At 67.9% G+C, this 15,482-nt stretch carries 13 protein-coding genes; 7 read left to right on the plus strand and 6 right to left on the minus strand.

Annotated elements, in window-relative coordinates:
• Positions 1 to 15: 15 nt before the first annotated feature.
• From QFZ53_RS04890 to QFZ53_RS04900, 3 genes are all read right to left on the minus strand, one after another.
• Positions 16 to 1,539 (minus strand): Rv2578c family radical SAM protein, encoded by a 1,524-nt coding sequence (locus QFZ53_RS04890; protein ID WP_307294148.1) that lies wholly within the window; start codon positions 1,537 to 1,539, stop codon positions 16 to 18.
• A 58-nt stretch (positions 1,540 to 1,597) separates the two neighbouring features.
• On the minus strand, positions 1,598 to 2,137 hold the full coding sequence (locus tag QFZ53_RS04895) for an SRPBCC domain-containing protein (RefSeq protein ID WP_307294150.1): 540 nt from the start codon (positions 2,135 to 2,137) through the stop codon (positions 1,598 to 1,600).
• A gap of 91 nt (positions 2,138 to 2,228) precedes the next feature.
• Positions 2,229 to 3,434 (minus strand): trans-sulfuration enzyme family protein, encoded by a 1,206-nt coding sequence (locus QFZ53_RS04900; protein ID WP_307294152.1) that lies wholly within the window; start codon positions 3,432 to 3,434, stop codon positions 2,229 to 2,231.
• Positions 3,435 to 3,530: 96 nt separating this feature from the next.
• On the opposite strand from QFZ53_RS04900, the gene QFZ53_RS04905 reads away from it, so the two are divergent.
• The gene (locus QFZ53_RS04905) at positions 3,531 to 3,974 is read left to right on the plus strand and encodes an Lrp/AsnC family transcriptional regulator (RefSeq protein WP_307294155.1); all 444 of its coding nucleotides are present in this window, start codon (positions 3,531 to 3,533) and stop codon (positions 3,972 to 3,974) included.
• Positions 3,975 to 4,018: 44 nt separating this feature from the next.
• Here QFZ53_RS04905 and QFZ53_RS04910 read toward each other — a convergent pair whose 3' ends face one another.
• Together QFZ53_RS04910 and QFZ53_RS04915 are read right to left on the minus strand one after the other, a co-directional pair.
• Positions 4,019 to 5,428, minus strand: coding sequence for an aldehyde dehydrogenase family protein (locus tag QFZ53_RS04910; protein WP_307294158.1), 1,410 nt, complete (start codon positions 5,426 to 5,428; stop codon positions 4,019 to 4,021).
• On the minus strand, positions 5,425 to 6,480 hold the full coding sequence (locus QFZ53_RS04915) for a homoserine dehydrogenase (RefSeq protein ID WP_307294161.1): 1,056 nt from the start codon (positions 6,478 to 6,480) through the stop codon (positions 5,425 to 5,427). Before QFZ53_RS04915 ends, QFZ53_RS04910 begins: the two co-directional genes overlap by 4 nt.
• A 292-nt stretch (positions 6,481 to 6,772) precedes the next feature.
• Between QFZ53_RS04915 and QFZ53_RS04920 the strand changes: the two genes are divergently transcribed.
• Both QFZ53_RS04920 and QFZ53_RS04925 read left to right on the plus strand, forming a co-directional pair.
• Complete coding sequence (locus QFZ53_RS04920; protein ID WP_307294164.1) at positions 6,773 to 8,248, plus strand: amino acid permease; 1,476 nt, start codon at positions 6,773 to 6,775, stop codon at positions 8,246 to 8,248.
• Between the two features lie 110 nt (positions 8,249 to 8,358).
• Positions 8,359 to 9,108: an IclR family transcriptional regulator domain-containing protein gene (locus tag QFZ53_RS04925; protein WP_307294167.1), complete on the plus strand. Its 750-nt coding sequence runs from the start codon at positions 8,359 to 8,361 to the stop codon at positions 9,106 to 9,108.
• Positions 9,109 to 9,116: 8 nt separating this feature from the next.
• On the opposite strand, the gene QFZ53_RS04930 is transcribed toward QFZ53_RS04925, so the two are convergent.
• Positions 9,117 to 9,902, minus strand: coding sequence for an IclR family transcriptional regulator (locus tag QFZ53_RS04930; protein ID WP_307294168.1), 786 nt, complete (start codon positions 9,900 to 9,902; stop codon positions 9,117 to 9,119).
• A 63-nt stretch (positions 9,903 to 9,965) separates the two neighbouring features.
• Here QFZ53_RS04930 and QFZ53_RS04935 point away from each other — a divergent pair, with 63 nt between their 5' ends.
• From QFZ53_RS04935 to QFZ53_RS04950, 4 genes are all read left to right on the plus strand, one after another.
• Positions 9,966 to 10,895: a M15 family metallopeptidase gene (locus QFZ53_RS04935; RefSeq protein ID WP_292907557.1), complete on the plus strand. Its 930-nt coding sequence runs from the start codon at positions 9,966 to 9,968 to the stop codon at positions 10,893 to 10,895.
• A gap of 121 nt (positions 10,896 to 11,016) precedes the next feature.
• Positions 11,017 to 12,180 (plus strand): acyl-CoA dehydrogenase family protein, encoded by a 1,164-nt coding sequence (locus tag QFZ53_RS04940; protein ID WP_292907559.1) that lies wholly within the window; start codon positions 11,017 to 11,019, stop codon positions 12,178 to 12,180.
• 238 nt (positions 12,181 to 12,418) lie between these two features.
• Positions 12,419 to 13,975: a glycosyltransferase family 2 protein gene (locus QFZ53_RS04945; protein ID WP_307294173.1), complete on the plus strand. Its 1,557-nt coding sequence runs from the start codon at positions 12,419 to 12,421 to the stop codon at positions 13,973 to 13,975.
• A 64-nt stretch (positions 13,976 to 14,039) separates the two neighbouring features.
• Entirely contained in the window at positions 14,040 to 15,374 is a 1,335-nt protein-coding gene (locus QFZ53_RS04950) for a glycoside hydrolase family 26 protein (protein ID WP_307294177.1), read from the plus strand.
• Positions 15,375 to 15,482 lie beyond the last annotated feature (108 nt).

Raw genomic sequence — 15,482 nt, forward strand, 5'->3', positions numbered from 1 at the left:
CGATACGGCTCCTGTTCAGAAGAGCATCGGCTGTGCCGGGGCGGATGCTGCCACAGGTGCCGGGCGCACCGGCATCCGTCCGAACCCCCTGCCGCTCGCCGGTTCGACCTCGATCTCGTCGTACCCGTCGAGCCGGTGCATGCGGATCAGCGGTCGCACGCGTTTCGACAGCCACTGCCGGTAGGGCTTGGGCGCCTCGGCCGACATCCCCGGATACAGCCCGCGATACGACGACAGCAGATCAGGGCGGAACTCGCCGAGCCACTGCATGAACCACGGCTTCACACCGGGTCGCAGATGCAGGGCGCCGTAGATCACGCGCACCGCTCCCGCCGCCTTGATGCGGGCCAGCGCCGTGTCGATCGCGTCGACCGAGTCGGTCATGTGGGGCATGATCGGCATCAGGAAGACGGTCACCCGGAACCCGGCATCCGTGAGGGCCCGCACCGTGTCGAGCCGCGCCTGCGTCGTCGGCGTGCCCGGTTCGATCGCCTTCTGCAGCTCGTCGTCGTACATCGCGATCGACATCTGAATGTCGACATGCACGCGCTGCGCCGCCTTCACCAGTTGCGGGATGTCGCGCCGGATCAGCGTGCCCTTGGTGAGGATCGACATGGGCGTGCCGGATGCCGCGAGCGCCTCGATGATGCTCGGCATGAGCTTGTAGCGGCCTTCGGCGCGCTGGTACGGATCGGTGTTCGTGCCGAGGGCGACGAGCTCGTGCTGCCAGCTGCCGCGCCGCAGCTCCTTCTCGAGGATCTCGGCGACGTTGACCTTGACGACGATCTGGGAGTCGAAGTCGGCTCCGCCGTCGAGGTCTAGGTACTCGTGGGTTCCTCGAGCAAAGCAGTTGTGACTGATCACTCCGTTGGCGATGAAATCCCCGGTGCCCGTCGTGATGTCGAGCAGGTCGTGCTCCCCCTCGAGCGGAACGATCTCGACGACGCGCAGATCGGCGACGGTCTTGACCGCTGTCCTCTCGACCGAGATGCTGTCGACACCGATGCCGAATCCCATGAGCCGGTTATTCAGAGTGAGGTGGGGACGCTGCCCGGTCTCCGCATCCGTCACGTGCTTCCATCCTCGGTCAGTGAGGAAACGGTGGTCTCCGCTGGCGACGAGCTGCGTGCCGTCGGCGAGGCCGACGCGATACGCCGGTTTCCGGCTGTCCCATTTCGCCGTGATCGTCGTCCTCACGTACCGTCTGTAGGCGCCCTGGACCTCGGTCCCGATGATCTCATCGCCGATCTCGAGATCGCGAAGCGGCCGCTGGCGCCCGTCGGCGCACAGGATCAGCGTGTCCGGAGACAGGCAGTAGACGCAGGCATGGCTGCATCCCCGATAGGGGTTGATCGTCCATGCGAAGGGCATCCGCGAGGCGCCGGGAACCTTGTTCAACGCGGACTTCGCGAGCACCTCGTGGAAGGTCATCCCGGCGAACTCGGGAGTCGTGACGGTGCGGAGGATGCCGGCACGGTTCTCGAGGCCGGGCAGGGCGGCGCTGTCGGTGTCTCCGAGCTTCTGACCCTGCCAACGCATGCTTCATTCGAACAAAGAAGCGAACAGATGTCAAGCCGACATCGAAACTATCTTCCCATCATGAGGCGGTGGACGGCTCGACTCCGAGGGCTGCGGGAAGACCGTTGAGCCGCAGCGCCGTGCCCGTGCGCAGATGCGGCAGATCGGCGCTGCCGTCGCCCGTCCGAACGAGGAAGGTCGCCTGCTCGGTCCACGTCAGTGTCGTGCCTCCCTCGGGTGCGTCCTCGAGCGTCACGGTCACCAGGGAGACCCATCGGGTCACGTCGTCGACGATCGCCTCGTACACGAACACGATCCGTCGGCCCGGAACGATGTCCAGATAGCGCGATCGATTCCGCACCGTCTCGGCCGGCACGCCTGGCAGAGAGAAGGTGCTTCGTGCATCCTCTCCGCCGCCGACCCGGAAGTCGTGATCGTAGGTGGCGCCGCTGCCCGGCATCCTGACCCATCGCCTGCGGCGTCGATCGTCGGCGAACCCAGCGAACACCTCGGCGCGCTCCAGGTCGAACGTGCGCGTGATGGTGAAGGTGTCGTGAGCGATTCCCGGGCCGGGCGTGGCTGGCACCTCGAGTGCGGGCGAGGGGTGCGTCTCTGTCATGTCGGCGTGCCGTCTCTAGTCGTCGTGCGGAAACCCTGCTTGTGAATGCAACACGCGGCGCCCGCGGGTGCTTCCCGCGCGTCGTGGCGAGTCAGTGCGAGAACGTCGCGTCGAGTGCGGCTGCGAGATCGTGCAGCAGGTCGTCGGCGTCCTCGAGGCCGACCGAGAGGCGGAGGTGCCCGTGCGTGCGGAACGGCTCGGGGTAGGCGGCGACCCGCCCGCCCTCGGTGCCGGTGTGCACGATCAGCGAATCGTCGTGACCGAGCGAGAACCCGGAGGTGATCAGGCGGAGGTTCGCGACGAAGCGGTTCTGCACGTCGGGCGACCCCTTCACTGCGAACGTCATCATGCCTCCGAAGCCGCGACCTTCGAACTGCCGCACGGCGAGGGCGTGATCGGGGTGCGAGTCGAGCCCAGGGTAGGCGATGTACTCCACGCGAGGATCGTCGGCCAGCATCTCGGCTATTCGGGCGGCCGACGTGAAGTGCTGACGCAGACGCAGAGGGAGCGTGACGGTTCCGCGTTGGATCTGCCAGGCGTTGAAGGGCGAGATGATGCCGCCGACGTCGACCATCGCGTCGGCCTTGATCGGCTCGATGAGCTCGTGACGGCCTGCGACGGATCCGCCCATCGCGTCGCCGTGACCGTTCAGGTACTTGGTCAGCGAATGCACGACGAGGTCGGCCCCGTTGCGGATCGGCCGGAAGAACGGCGGCGGGGTGAACGTCGAGTCGACCATCAGGAGCGCTCCGCCGGCATGGGCGATCTCGGCGATCGCGGCGACGTCGGCGACCTTCGTGGTCGGGTTCGCGATCGCCTCGATGCATACGAGTCTGGTCTCCGGGCGCATCGCGGCCCGCACCGCATCGAGATCGCTCACGTCGACGAAGGTCGCCTCCAGCCCGTAGCGGCGCGGGAGCAGTTCGGTCCACAGCCGCCAGGTCGCCTCGTAGACGACATCGCTCACCACGACGTGGTCGCCGGCGCGCACGTGGGTGAAGAAGACCGCGTGCAGCGCGGCGACGCCCGAGGCGAGGGCGACGGCTTCTTCGGCCTCGTCCAGCGCGGCGAGTTTCTGCTCCAGCGCGGCCTGGTTCACCCCGGTGTTGCGCGTGTAGAGACCCGGGGCCGTGGCGGACCAGCTGATGTCGCTCGGATCGTCGGGGAGCTGATACGAGTTCGCCATGACCAGCGGGGTGCGCAGCGCCAGCGTCGAGTCGAGCTGGATGCCGGCATGCACCGCCAGGCTCAGATCCGAGAGGGTGCGGGGGTCGTGGCGGTCAGGGCGCGCGTGCATGGATGCTCCTTCGCTCCGCGATGCGCGGATGGTTCTGTCCGATCTTAGAGTGCATAATAAGCACAGGCAATTGCTGATAATGCACGGGAGGTGCAGATGAGCGAGCATCGTCTGGACGAGATCGATCGCCGCATCATCGCGGCGCTCACCGAAGACGCGCGAGTCCCGCTGGTGTCGCTCGCCGCCCGCGTGCATCTCTCGCGCAACGCCGTCAAGCAGCGCATGGACCGCATGGAACGCGAGGGAGTGATCGCGGGATACACCGTCGTCTCCGGGCGCGCGGGCCGTTCGCGGGTGTCGGCCATCGTCATGGTGTATCGCAGCGACAGGATGCGCGGGGGAGGGGTGATCGCCGAGATCTCCCGCATCCCTGAAGTGCGCCGATGCGATGTGATGTCGGGGGATTTCGATCTGCTCGTGTCGCTGGAGGCGGAGTCCATGGACCGCATCGGGGAGATCTGGGAGATGCTCGCCGCGCTGCCCGGGGTGTCGAACACGGTCACGGCGGTCTCGCTCACCCGCGTCATCGACCGCGAGTGAGCGGTGGGCGGATGCTGCGCAGCATCCGCCCACCCACTCCTGCATCACAGCGCGATGCAGGTCACCTTCGGCTGCGTCATCTCCTCGAAGGCGAACCGCACGCCTTCTCGGCCCATGCTCCCGTACTTGGCACCGCCGAAGGGCATGCTGTCGACGCGGTAGTCGGAGGAGTCGTTGATCATCACCCCGCCGGCCTCCAGCGACTCGGCGACGCGCAGCGCGCGGGTGACGTCCGAGGTGAACACGGCCGCGTGCAGCGCGTACTCCACGTCGTTCGCGCGCGCGACGGCCTCGTGCTCGGTGTCGAACGGCATGAGCGCCACGACGGGGGCGAAGACCTCCTCGGTCCACAGTCCGCTCGTCGCGTCGACGTTCTCGACGGCGGTCGGCCAGTACACCGAGCCCTCACGGCGATGCCCGGCGATGACGCGGGCGCCGGCTGCGACGGCATCGTCGACCGCGGCCTCGGCGCGCTCCGCCGCGGCCTGGGAGATCATCGGACCCACATCGACCGAGGGGTCTGCCGGGTCACCGGCCGTGAGAGACGAGGTCCGCGCCGCAAGGCGATCTCGGAACTCGTCGTACACGGGGCGCGCGACGAGGAGGCGCTGGGCGCCCACGCAGTTCTGCCCCGCGGCCCAGAACGCACCGGAGACGCACGCCTCGACGGCCGCGGGGATGCCGGCATCTGCGAACACGAGCACGGGGGCGTTGCCGCCGAGCTCCATCGCGAGCCTCTTGAGACCGGCGGCGCGTGCGATCGCCTCGCCGGTCGCGAAACCGCCCGTGAACGACACCATGCGGATGTCGCGCACCGAGACCAGCGCCTGCGCCAGGTGGCGGTCGCCGTGCACGAGTGTCACGATCTCGTCGGGGAGGCCGGCGGAAGTGAGCACCTCGACGAGCAGCTGCGCGGTCAGCGGGGTGAACTGCGACGGCTTGAGAATCACCGAGTTGCCGCCGGCGATGGCGGGTCCGAGCTTGTGCGCGACGAGGTTGAGTGCGTCGTTGTACGGCGTGATGGCGAGGATCACGCCCAGCGGCTCCCGGGTGTACCAGCCGCGCCGATCGGCCGAGCCCTCGTACGCGTCGAAGGGGATGACCTCTCCCTGGAACGACCGCGCGGTCTCGGCCGAGAGCGACAGGGTCGTGATCGCCCGGCCGACCTCCTTGCGCGCCTGGACGATCGTCTTGCCTGCTTCGCGCACGATGAGCGCCGAGGCCTCGTCGGCACGATCCTCGAGCAGTCGCGCGGCACGGGCGAGGATGGCATGCCGTTCGAATCGGGTGAGCTCCCGCGACAGCGACGCCCCGAGGCGGGCGCGCGCCATGATCTCAGCGACGTCTGCGGCATCGCTCTGCACCACCTGCCCGATGATCTCGTCCGAGAAGGGATCACGGACGGTCAGCAGCGAGTACGCGGGAGCGGGCGGAAGCATGGTCTGCAGGCTCATCGTGCAACTCCGGCCAGAGCGGTCTGGTGCGCGTCGATCGCGATGATGTCGGAGAGCAGGGCGTACGCCGTCTCCATGCGCCCGGCACCCGGGCCGGAGATCGTCACCGTGCCCAGCAGATCGGTGGTGAAGGCGACGGCGTTGGTGGCTCCGGAGATTCCGGCCAGAGGATGCTCGGCCCCCAGCGCGAGCGGCTGGACCGATGCCGTCACCGATCCCGACTCGTCGCGGGCGATCGAGCCGACCAGCTTCCAGCGCTCGCCGTCGGCCGCAGCCGCAGCGACGTCGTGCTCGGTGATCCCGCTGATGCCCGTGCGGCTCACGTCGGCCGTGGTGATGCCGGCGCCGAGGATCTCGTTGGCGAGGATGACGACCTTGAGCTGCACATCCGATCCCTCGACATCGGCGGTCGGATCGGCCTCCGCGTAGCCGAGCGCCTGAGCCTCGGCGACGGCGGCGTCGAGAGAGGCCCCCGCCTCCATCCGCCCGAGCACGAAGTTGCTGGTGCCGTTGAGGATGCCCTGGATGCTCGAGATCTGGAGGCCCTTCAGCGTCTCCGCAGCGAGACGCAGCACGGGAGTGCCGCTCATCACCGAGCCCTCGTACTCGAACCGCACGCGGTGCGCCTCGGCCAACGCCGACAGCTCGCGGCCGGCCAGAGCCACGGGGCCCTTGTTGGTCGTGGTCACGCTCTTGCCCGATTCGAGGGCGGCGCGCACGTGCGAGACGGCCGGTTCCCCGTCGATCGGGTTCGTGAAGGTCGCCTCGACCACGATGTCCGCTGTCGTATGGCGGATGACGTGTTCGTTCTTCGGCTCGGAATCGCCGCCGGGCATCCCGGCGAAGCTCTGGTCACCCGTCATCGAGAGCACGGCGGCCAGGTCGATGCCTCCGCTCTGCATGAGCGACCCGAAGCGCAGGTCGGTGATCGCCACGACGCGCAAGGTGCAGCCGATGTCCGCGGCGAGGCGCTCGCCGCGGGAGTGGATGATCTCGGCGAGCGCCCGGTTGACGCCTCCGAAGCCGATGAGAGCGATGTCGTGGTGGCTCACGGGGTTCTCCAGTTCTTGATGGGGATGCCGCGCGGCGACGCCGTGCGGGGCAGATCTCCATCGTCGGCTCGGGTGATGTCCGTGCGCCCCTTCCGGAACGGCCGCGGACATGGGCGCATTGTCCGCCGCGATGACGGATCGCCCGCTCTGGCCGAGAGCGGGCACGGATGCGGATCGGGTTCTTGTGGGATGCCGCGTCGCCGGGGTAGTGTCCCGGCAACCCACAAAAAGATGCATCATAAACACAAGGATGTGAATATGATGCACATAGCACCCGATTGCGAGTTTCCCGATGACGCCACTCCCGGGGGAGAAGACCCTCCCCAATGCCCTGCCGCACACCACGGCTACCCAGGTGCCGCTGAGGCGTCTCCAGCGCACGATGGACGCGCGGCATCTCATCATGATCGCCCTCGGAGGCGTGATCGGCTCCGGCCTCTTCCTCAGCTCCGGGTACACGATCTCGCAGGCCGGCCCTCTCGGCGCGATCATCGCGTACCTCATCGGCGCGGCCGTCGTCTACCTCGTCATGGCGTGCCTCGGTGAGCTCGCTATCGCCTACCCGGTCTCCGGGGCGTTCCACATCTACGCCGCGCGCTCGATCGGCCCCGCAACGGGCTTCACGACCGCGTGGCTCTACTGGCTGTGCTGGGTGGTGGCGCTCGGATCCGAGTTCACCGCCGCCGGTATCCTCATGCAGCGATGGTTCCCCGGCGTCGCCGTCTGGGTCTGGTGCCTCGTCTTCGCCGCCGTGCTCTTCATCCTGAACGCGATCTCGGCGCGAGTCTTCGGCGAAGCCGAGTTCTGGTTCTCCCTCGTCAAGGTCGTCGCGATCGTCGCGCTGATCGTCCTGGGCGCCGCGGCGGTCTTCGGCTTCACGCCGCTGTCAGCCGAGCATCCTCCTGCCCTGCTCTTCAGCAACTTCGAGACACCTGGCGGGCTCTTCCCCAACGGATTCAGCGGCGTCCTCATCACCTCGCTCGCCGTCTTCTACGCCTTCAGCGGCTCGGAGCTCATCGGAGTCGCCGCCGGCGAGACCAAGGACCCGGCGAAGAACATCCCGAAGGCCCTGCGATCGACGGTGCTCCGGCTGGTCGTGCTCTTCGTCGGCGCGATCACGGTGGTCGCCGCGATCCTCCCGTATGACCAGGCCGGCGTCACGAGCAGCCCCTTCGTCGACGTCTTCCAGTACGTCGGGGTGCCGTTCGCGGCCGACATCATGAACTTCGTCATCATCACCGCGCTCCTCTCGGCGGGGAACAGCGGGCTCTTCTCCTGTGCGCGCATGCTGTTCTCCCTTGCCGAGGAAGGGCACGCTCCGAAGGCGCTGACCCGCCTCACGAAGCGCGGAGTTCCGATCATCGCTCTCAGCGTCAGCATCCTGATCGGCATGGTCTCGCTGCTCACCAGTGTCATCGCCGCGGGAACCGTGTACCTCGTGCTCGTGTCGATCGCGGGTTTCGCGGTCGTGGCGGTGTGGATGTCGATCGTCGCCTCGCTGTACTTCCACCGGCGAAAGTTCGTCAGAGAGGGCGGGCGCGTCGCCGACCTCGCGTACCGCACCCCGCTGTACCCGGTTCTGCCGATCGTCGCCTTCGCACTTCTGCTGGTCTCGGTCATCGCGATCGCCTTCGACCCGAACCAGGTCGCCGCGCTCTACTTCGGCCTGCCGTTCGTCGGCGCGTGCTACCTGTACTTCTGGTGGCGGCACGGACGCAAGGGCCACGCGACTGCCGTGGACCACGAGTCCGAATCCGACGGGGTCTGACTGCTCCGCACTGATCGACGGACGAGCGGGACGCTCCTGCGCAGGGGGCGGCGGCCACGCCGGCCCCTGCGGTTAGGCTGGCGGTCTCGACGCGTGGAGGAGATCGCACGGTGGCATCATCATCGCTGACCCAGGGGCTCGCCCTCCTGGCCGCCGCCGTCGAACAGGAACGCTCCGCTCGTCCCGGTGTCACGGCTTCCCGCCTCGCGGAGTACACGGGCATCGAGCGGAGCCGGGTCTCCCGCCTCAGCCGCGAGCTGAGCGAGCGGCGGCTTCTCGAGCGCGACGGCGACGCGCTCTTCACCGCCGGCGCGGAGTTCTTCCGCACTGCGGCTGCGCTCAACGTGTCCTGGCTGCGGGAGTCGCGTGTCGCGCTCCGCTCCCTCGCATCCGCTCTCGGCATGAACGCGTTCATCACCGTCGCCGAGGGAGTGCGCGGCGTGGTCCTGAGGCACGAGACCGCCGCGGAGGGTCCCGATCGCTCCCTCAGGGACGGCCTGGTGACGCCGATCTGGTGCACCGGAGCAGGGCGGGCGCTGCTGTGGGATCACGGCCGCGCCGACATCGAGACCCTGCTCCGCGACGTGCAGTTCGTCGGGGTGGGCGGACCGACTGCGCCACGTTCTGCGGACGAGGTCGAGCGGATGCAGGAGCGCGACCGTGCGGCCGGATTGATCTCCGCACGGGAGGAGTACGACCAGGGCGTGGACGAGTTCGCTCTTCCCATCCGGCATGGCGGCGCGGTCATCGCCTCGATCGCCGTGCGCGGCCGGCACACGGCCAAGGGGCCGAGCCGGCGGACCAGGATGCTGCTCGAGCAGTTCTCGCAGCAGCTCAGCGATATCGCAGAGCGCGGCTGAGCCTCATCTCACGCGCTTCGCGGCGCACCGAGGGCGTCTGAGAGGGCGGTCGCCGCGCGGGCGCACGCCGCACCGCACTCGGCCGCACGCGCCGACATCGCCTCGCGTGCACCCACCACCTGGATCGCGGCGACGACCTCTCCGCGGAAGTCCCAGACGGGAGCCGCGACCGAGTACAGCTCCGCCTCCGCCTCCTGATCGACGATCGAGTAGCCGCGGCTGCGATCGTCATCGAGCCTCGACAGGAACTCCTCGATCGACAGCGGCGTCCGCGGCCCTTGCGGCGAGAACTCGGTCGTCTCGAAGACGGCGCGGACCTCTTCGTCGGCCGCGTCCCAGAGCGTCGCCCGCCCGGCATCACTGCAGTAGGCGGGATATGCGCGCCCGATCCACGAGCCGATCATCCGCGAGGCAGCTGGCAGGCTCTCGAGCATCGTGAGCGTCGTCGCGCCCTGCAGCACGCTCAGGAACGCGGCCTCGCCCAGCTCGGCGGAGAGGCTCTGCAGCACAGCGAGGCCGTGCACGCGCATCCTCTGCGCCGTGAGCTCCTGCGCGGTCGCGTACCACCCCCAGGCGAGATCGAAGGAGCGATCGGCGCGACGCTCGATCAGGCCGCTGTCGGCCAGAGTGGCCAGGGTGCGCGACACCTGGGAGCGCTCGCGGTCGAGCACGCGGGCGATCTCCGCCACCGTCGGCTTACCGCCGTCTCGACGCAGCGCGGTCAGCGCGGTCAGAACGTCCATGCCGCGACCCATGCTCGTCGAAGGGGAGACGGACTCTCGGGCTTGCGGCATGCAATGAGGCTACAAGCATGCGTCCGCGTTGGCGTCGTCCCCGCGGTCGGCGACAATGGAGTCATGCATCTTCCGCGGCAGCCCCAGCACGCGCCGCCGCGTTCCCCGATCCACGGTCCCGCGCTGCCGATCGGGCTCGCGGTCACGGCGATCGGCATCCTCATCGCGATCGGCACGGCGCCGACGAACGGAGCGTCCGCCGAGCAGACGATGCCCGAACCCAGCGTCGTGGAGGCGGTGCCGGGGATCGAGCTGGATGCGATCGCGGCAGCCGATCCGTGTTCCGAGCCCGCCGTGCAGGCGGCCATCGCGAGCGCGGATGACGCCGCCACCATCGCCGCGTTCGGCGGGGGCGAGAGCTTCCGCGAGGCCGTCGTCGCCGGCAACGCCCCGTGCATCGCCCTGAACGACCCCTCGCACGTCTGGGTCGTGGTCAACAAGGCGCGGCCGCTCGACCCGATCGACTTCACACCGCAGCCGCTCACGGCGGCGCCGCTGCAGCTCACGACCGGGTCGGGGCAGGCGCGATCCGATGTCGCCGCAGCCGTCGGCGAACTCGCCGCGGGGGCTGCGGCCGACGGCGTAGGGCAGATCGGCGCCAACAACGGCTATCGCTCCTACGACCTGCAGGTTCGCACCTACGCCTCGCACGTGCGGGCGGAGGGGCAGGATCACGCGGATGCCGCATCCGCGCGGGCCGGGCACAGCGAGCACCAGACGGGTCTGGCCCTCGACCTCGTCGCGTGCGCTCCCTGCGGCGGCATCGAGGCTTTCGGCGCGACGCCACAGGGCGCCTGGGTCGCCGAGCACGCGTGGGAGTACGGCTTCATCGTGCGCTACGAAGACGGATCGACTCCGATCAGCGGATACATGCCCGAACCATGGCACGTCCGCTACATCGGCGTCGAGCTGGCGGAGGCGTACCACGCGGGGGGCTTCCACACGCTCGAGGAGTTCTTCGGGCTGCCGGCCGCGCCCGATTATCTGCAGTGAACAACGCAGGGCCGCAGCATCCGCCGATCGCGGTACTGAGTCTCACCAAATGTGGAATCAGTTCTCATTCCGACATAGAATCTCGGGAGCAACGACGCACGAGACTCATCGGAGGACCCCCATGGAACGCGACATCTACGAAGAGGACCACGAGGCCTTCCGCGACCTCGTCAAGGACTTCGTCAAGCGCCACGTCACGAACGAGGCGATCGAGAAGTGGGATGCCGCGGGTGAGATCGACCGCGAGACCATGCTGGCGGCGGGAGAGGCCGGTCTGATCGGACTCTCCGTCCCCGAGGAGTTCGGCGGCGCGGGAATGCTGCAGGACTACCGCTTCCGCACGATCGTGATGGAAGAGGTCATCGCGTCCGGTGCGGGCTCGCTCGCCGGCGCCTTCGGCATCCAGGACGACCTGGCCGTCCCGTACCTCGTGCACATGGGCACGCAGGAGCAGAAGGAGAAGTGGCTGCCGCGCATGGCCACCGGCGAGGTGCTCGGCGCTCTCGCGATGACCGACCCGGGCGCCGGCTCCGATCTGCGTGGCATCAAGACCAACGCGAAGAAGGTCGACGGCGGCTACATCCTCAACGGCGCGAAGACCTTCATCTCCTCGGGCACGACGGCCGACGTCGTCGTGACCTTCGTCAAGACCGGCGAGGGCAACCGTCCCGACGCTTTCAGCCTGCTGCTCGTCGAGAAGGGCATGGAAGGCTTCGACCAGGGCAAGAAGCTCCGCAAGATGGGCTTCCACGGCTGGGACACCGCCGAGCTCAGCTTCACCGACGTGTTCGTCCCCGACGAGAACCTCATCAGCGGCAAGGAGGGCCAGGGATTCATCCAGCTCATGCTGAACCTGCCGCTCGAGCGTCTGTCGATCGGTGTGGCCGCCGCGGCCGCCGCGCAGGCAGCGCTCGACTGGACCGTGGCCTACACGAAGGATCGCGAGGCGTTCGGCGAGCGCATCGCCGACTTCCAGAACACCCGCTTCCGGCTGGCCGACATGTCGGCCACGACCGACGCGATGTGGGCGTACATCGACCGCGCCCTGCTCGCGTACAAGGACAAGAAGCTCACCGCGGAAGACGCGGCGAAGGTCAAGTTCTGGGCGACCGAGCGCGAGTGGGAGGTGCTCGACACGGGCGTGCAGCTGCACGGCGGCTACGGCTACATCATGGAGTACCCGATCGCGCGGGCCTTCACCGACGCCCGCGTTCACCGCATCTACGGCGGAACGAACGAGATCATGCGCGACCTGGTGGGTCGCCAGATCGTCGGCAAGCGCTGAGCCGAGGAGGGATGAGAGGGCGGATTCCCCCTCTCTGACATCCCAATATTCTGCCACCTGAGCAGGGATTAGATCCGCGCTGTCCGCCAAATGGCGGACAGCGCGGATTTGTTAACGGCGTATGACGAATCTCGTCAGAAGCTTGCGCGCGGTCGCGAGTGCTCTCACACTCGGCCTTACCGAAAGCGCCCCCAGCGTCGCGGGCTCCACCAACCGTTCGAACTGTTGAGGGAGTGCGATGTTCATCTTTCTGCTGCAGCTGAGGAACATGCTCGGGGGGTATCCCGAGCTGTACCTCTTCGTCGTGTACTCGGCACTGATCTGGGGCCTGTGGCTCACCAAGCTCCTGATCAGCCAGCACTACCGGCCGTACACCGAGCCGCACAGAGCCGGCACGAGCGTGATCATCCCGGTGGTCGACGAGCCGCTCGACCTGTTCCGCGACGTTCTCGGGCGGATCATCGACCAGAACCCCGACGAGATCATCGTGGTGATCAACGGTGCGCGCAATGTCGGCCTCGAAGAGGTCTGCGCCGAGTTCGCCCCGAAGGTGCGCTGGGTGCATACGACGATCGCCGGCAAGCGCAACGCGGTCAAGGTCGGCGTCGAGCTGTCTTCGCATGAGATCTCGATCCTGGTCGACTCCGACACGGTCTGGACGCCCGGGGCGCTCGAGGAGCTGATCAAGCCCTTCGCCGACGAACGCGTCGGCGGAGTCACAACCCGCCAGCGCATCCTCGAGCCCGAGCGGCGGTGGATGACCCGCTGGGCCGACTGGCTGGAGAACTCCCGCGCGCTCTACGCGATGCCGGCGCAGAGCGTGCTCGGGCAGGTGGGATGCCTGCCTGGACGCACGATCGCGTTCCGCCGCGAGATCCTCGTCCGCGTGATGGACAGGTTCATGACCGAGAGGTTCATGGGCGTGTTCCTCGAGGTGTCCGACGACCGTACGCTCACGAACCTCACCCTCAAGGAGGGTTACCGCGCGGTCTATCAGCACACCAGCCTCGTCTACACGGATGCTCCGACCCAACTGGGGAAGCTGTTCAAGCAGCAGCTGCGCTGGGCCCGCGGCAGTCAGTACAACACCTTGCGGATGCTCCCCTGGATGCTCGCGCACGCCCCGATGCTCGCGGTGTTCATGCTCATGGACATCGTGCTGCCGTTCCTGCTCGCCGGCGTGATCGCGGGCTGGGTGTACCGCGCGGCGCTCGGAGCCGGGCACAACTTCTACGAGGCGATCCTCGAGGAGTTCGGCGTCGGATCAGGGCTGATCTGGGTGGTGGCGCTGATCGTCGTCTCGTCGGTGCTGAGCATGGCGATCCGGCAGCTGCGGCATCTCTCGGAGAAACCCAGCGACTTCCTGCGGCTGCCGGTCTTCATCCTCGCGTCGACGTTCTTCCTCATGCCTGTTCGACTCATCGGGTTCTTCCGAATGGGGCACGTGGCCGGCTGGGGGACCAGGGCGGGCGCCTACACCGCAGGTCAGGACGATCCGGGCGACAGCATCCGCGGTGCTGACCCGGAGAGCGAGCGGATGCTGCAGGAGCTGCGCGATCTCTCCGACGGCGTGAAGGTCTCCCCGGAGTCGAGCACGGCCGATCCGGTATCGACGTCGACGGGATCGACAGCGGTTCTCGTGAAGACCTCTGCTCCGCTTCGCCGCAAGACCATGCAGGACGTGCCGGCGGCCGTCGAACGCCGACGGCTGAACCCGAAGGCCGCGTGGCCGTACGTCATGGGGTTCACGATCTTCGGATTGGAGGCGATGTTCATTGTCCTCGGCACCGCGTAATCAGAGCTGGTGGGCTGCCACCCCCGCGGCAGGTCGCCGCGGGCTCATCGGAGGAGCCCTCCTGGTGGTCTCCCTCGTCATCGTCAGCGTCTTCGTCTGGGTGAGCCCGGGCGGAGCCACCCCGCCGCCGAGCGTCGACGCCCAGCTCGCCGCCAGCCAGACGGAGAACGCCGAGCTTCAGGAGAAGCTCGACGACGCTCAGGCGAAGCTGGATGCCGCCGGCAGGAAGGGCGACAAGTTCACCCCGACTCCCAGCCCGACTCCGACACCCGCTCCGACGCCCACGGCGGCGCCCGATGCCCCGACCATTCCCGAGTCCGAGACGATCGTGGTGTACCGCGATGCGGAGAGCGAGGGACAGCCGCACCCGACATCCCCGCCCAAGCCGACCGTGCCGGTGGCGCCCGAGACGGTCACGGCCCCCTCGATCGCCAGCATCCTCGCGCCGGAGTCGCGCTATTTCGGGATGTACACCTCGCAGGCGCCGTTCGATTTCGCCACCTTCGATGATGCCGCGATGGATGCCGGCAGCCGGCAGTCCCTCGTGGGCTACTTCGGCGGCTGGGATCAGACCTACCGCGGCGACGTGGTCACCGCGTCATGGAAGCGGGGGCTGCTGCCGATGCTCACCTGGGAGTCGCGGCCGATCAGCGCGCCGAACGACCAGACGGTGCTGCCGGAATACTCGCTGCCGCGCATCCTCGCCGGCGACTTCGACGCCTACCTGCATCAGTACGCGAAGGACATCGTGGCCACCGGGCTCCCGCTCGCGATCCGGCTGGATCACGAGATGAACGGCACCTGGTATCCCTGGTCGGAGCAGAAGAGCGACGGCTCATCGCTGAACGGCAACGGTCCTGGCGACTTCGTCGCGATGTGGCGCCACGTCCACGACATCTTCGCGGCGGAGGGGGCGAACCAGTTCGTGATCTGGACCTGGGCGCCCAACATCGTCAACAACCTGCCCACTCGTCATCAGGACGTCTCGTACCTGCAATCGCTGTACCCCGGTGACGAATACGTCGACCTGGTCGGCGCGTCGGGATACCTGCGCACTCCGTTCAAGCCGGAGAACGACTTCACGTTCGGGTACACGTTCGACGCCACTCTGGATCAGCTGCGCGCGATCACCGACAAGCCCATCATCATCGCCGAAGTCGGGGCGACCGAGACCGGCGGGCACAAGGCCGCATGGGTGACGTCGATGTTCGACGCGTTCGCCGATCCCGCGAATGACGACATCATCGGCTTCGCCTGGTTCAATCTCGCGGTCACGACCATCAGCGGAGGCGAGCGCGTCACGAACGACTGGCGCATCGATTCGCGGGCCGATTCGCTCGCCGCGTTCGCAACGGGGCTCGCCGATCCGGCTGGTCGCTTCCGCCTCATCCCCTATTGATCCGCTCCGGGGAGCGTCGGCCGACCCGCCCAGCGGTCTCGGCCCCGTCCCCTCGACCGCACGTCCGCACCACCCATCGCTCGACTCGTGTGAACTGGAGGGAAACAT

It is taken from the genome of Microbacterium natoriense (genome assembly GCF_030816295.1).
Classification (GTDB): Bacteria; Actinomycetota; Actinomycetes; order Actinomycetales; family Microbacteriaceae; genus Microbacterium; species Microbacterium natoriense_A.